At 71.1% G+C, this 2,937-nt stretch carries 2 protein-coding genes; one reads left to right on the plus strand and one right to left on the minus strand.

Annotated features, from left to right (window positions below; translation table 11 throughout):
• The coding region (locus tag FV228_RS25410) for an autotransporter outer membrane beta-barrel domain-containing protein (RefSeq protein ID WP_147857087.1) at window positions 1-2,269 on the plus strand (2,269 nt) is incomplete at its 5' end.
• Between the two features lie 117 nt (window positions 2,270-2,386).
• Here the strand turns inward: FV228_RS25410 and FV228_RS25415 are convergent.
• A complete protein-coding gene (locus FV228_RS25415; protein WP_147857088.1) occupies window positions 2,387-2,845 on the minus strand; it encodes a phosphohydrolase in 459 nt (152 codons plus the stop codon).
• Window positions 2,846-2,937 lie beyond the last annotated feature (92 nt).

Raw genomic sequence — 2,937 nt, forward strand, 5'->3', positions numbered from 1 at the left:
GGGGAATGGCGGCCCGGTCACGGTGAGCCTCACAGCGGGCGCGCAGGTCTCCACCACCGGCGACGCGGCACCGGCCCTGCTGCTGCAGTCGATCGGCGGCGGTGGCGGCTATGGCGGCGCGCATCAGGTGATGGGCTACGCGGTCCCCTACGCATTGCGAGACGGCGCCAGCGGCGATGGCGGGGCCATCCGGGTGACGCTGGAGGACGGCGCCGCGATCCGCACGACGGGCGCCCAATCCCACGGCATCCTGGCCCAGAGCCTGGGCGGCGGCGGCGGCCTGCTCCTCGATCTCAACGGCCCGGTCACTGCGGCGTCGCCGGGCCAGAGCCGCCTCAACGCCAGCGGCAAGGGCGGCGACATCGCCATCGCGTCGTCCGGGTCGATCATCGCGTCGGGCCGGGATGCCTACGCGATCTTCGCCCAGTCCGGCGTCCAGCGCACCGACGGCAGCCTGGAGCCCGACCGGGAGCGGGGCGGCCGGATCGATATCCGGGTGAACGGCCTCGTCACCGGCGGCAGCGGGAGCGGGGCGGCGATCCGTGTCGATGGCGGGCGCTACACCACGATCGACATCGATCAGCGCGCCGTGGTCAGCGCCGCCTCGGGCCGGGCCATCGTCGGCGCCGTCACCGCCGGCGAGATCAACAATTACGGCACCGTGATCGGCGACGTGGACCTGGCCGCCGGCCAGGCGGGAAGCGTCACCTTCGTGAACGGTGGCTTCCACAACACGAGTGCGACCTCGGCGATCCTGCGCACCGGCCCCGAAGGCGTGATCGCGCTGGGTCCGAACGGCCGCCTTCACAACAGCGCCGTCCTCGACATCGGCGGCGTCGGCACCGTCGCCCGGGCGACCGTGACCGGAAGCTTCGAGCAGAGCGCGTACGGGCGCCTGCTGGTCGACGTCGCGCCCCTGGCGCCGGAGGGCGCCCTGCGCGCCGATCTCCTCACCGTCACCGGCACCGCATCCCTCAAGGGCGTGGTCGAGCCGCACCTGATCGATGGGCTCCTGCCCGGCCGGTACACCTTCCTCAGGGCCGCCCAGGTGTTGGAGAACAGCGCCGTCGCCACCGGCGGCAGCATCCATTCCGGCGCGGTCCCGATCTCCTGGTCGATCGTCGCGTCGGGCGACAGCCTCGCCCTGGTCCCGAGGGCCCGGTTCACCGATCCGGTGGGCGTGACGCTCACCACGGACCAGCGCAGCGTCGCGCAGGGCCTGCAGGACGCCTGGGACGGCAACACCACCAAGCTGGGAACCCTCTACGGGCGCTTCCTCTCGGTCGACAGCCAGAAGGCCTACGCGGCGGCCCTCGACGAGCTCAAGCCGGAATCCAACCAGGACAACCTGACCGACCGGACGCTCGACACCCGCAAGGGCCTCCAGCGGGCCATGAGCTGCCCGGCCTTCACCGGCACCGGCACGCTCCTGCGCGAGGGCGAGTGCGTCTGGGGCCGGATCACCAGCGCCCACACGACCCAGTCCGCGACGGCCGACGACGTCGGCTACCACCAGACCGCCCTCAGCTACCAGAGCGGTCTCCAGACCGAGTTCGCCCCGGACTGGTTCTTCGGCCTCACCGGCGCCTATACCCGCGCCCTCCAGAGCGACCCCGACCGGATCACCGGGACGACCAGCGATGCCGGCGACGTCTCTGCGGCGCTCAAGCACCAGATCGGCCCCTGGCTCCTCGCGGCCTCGGCCAATCTCGGTTATGCCTGGGCCGACAACAAGCGCTTGATCGACTTCGGCGGCATGACCGCGACGGCGCGCAGCAAGTCCGGCATCCTCACTGCGGGCGGGCGGCTGCGGGCGAGCTACCAGGTTCTGTTCGGGGACTGGTACCTCAAGCCCTACGCGGATCTCGACCTGCTCTACAGCTATAGCCCGGCCTATTCCGAGACCGGCGCCCCGGGCTTCAACCTCGACATGCGCCCGGTGGCCAAGACGCTGGTGGCGTTCAGCCCGATGCTGGAGATCGGCGGCCGGATCGACCTCGACGAAGGCCGCTGGATCCGGCCCTTCGGCACGCTGGGCGTGACGCTCCTGTCGGACGACCACTTCACCGGCAAGGCGAGCTTCCAGGGGACCGGCGCGCTCGGGCTGTTCGCCACGGAATCGTCGATTCCCGACCGCCTCGGCGAAATGGGCCTGGGCTTCCAGATCAGCCTGGGCGGCGGCATCGAGGTGACCGGCGAGTATCAGGGCCAGGTCGGCGACCACTTCCTCTCGCATGCGGGGACCGCCCGGATGCAGCTGCGCTTCTGAGGGCCGGGCCCGGCAACGCAGCGGGGGCCGACCAGGGGCCGCCACCCTGGCGGTCCGTGCTCCTGGGGGAACACCTGTCGTCCAGGCCGGCCGGGCCGGTCCTGCGCGTGCAGCGCCTTATCGCCCCGTGTACCCGAGCGCAGCCGCGGCCTCCTTCAGGCGCGCGAACGCCGTCGCGTAGCGCTCTCGCAGGAAGGTGGCGTCCGGCAGGATCCGGGAGGGGCAGAGGTTGTCCTCGTTGTCGGACATCTTGATCAGGATCGCCGGAAGACTGCCCGCGGCGATCACCTGCGTGATCCGCTCGGAATACGCCGTCCGTTCCTTCGGTTTCGTGAGGATCCCCACGGCCTCGATCACCTCCGGGGTGAACCCGGCCGCCCGCAGGTCCGCGGTCGAGCGCGGCGTATCCTCGAGGACGTCGTGAAGCAGGGCGGCCTGCATCACCCCCATGGGGTCGATGTCGAGGCCGTCCACCAGCCGGGCATGACCGGCCCGGGCCAGCGCGGCGTTGGCGACCCGCTCCAGGTGCCGCATGTAGGGCTGGGTCTGGCGCAATCTCGATGCAGGGGGGCTCATGGTATACCGATCAGCCGAGCTTCGAGCAGGTCGAGTTTGGCGCGGCCGAACATCTGTCGCTTCACGAGCTTCAGGCGGGTAATCTGCCCTTC

The sequence above is a fragment of the Methylobacterium sp. WL18 genome (assembly GCF_008040015.1).
In the GTDB taxonomy this organism is placed as follows: domain Bacteria; phylum Pseudomonadota; class Alphaproteobacteria; order Rhizobiales; family Beijerinckiaceae; genus Methylobacterium; species Methylobacterium mesophilicum.

Excerpts from the sequence above, each read along its gene's own strand:
- FV228_RS25415 (WP_147857088.1), bottom strand. The coding sequence starts at position 2,845 with ATGAGCCCCCCTGCATCGAGATTGCGCCAGACCCAGCCCTACATGCGG.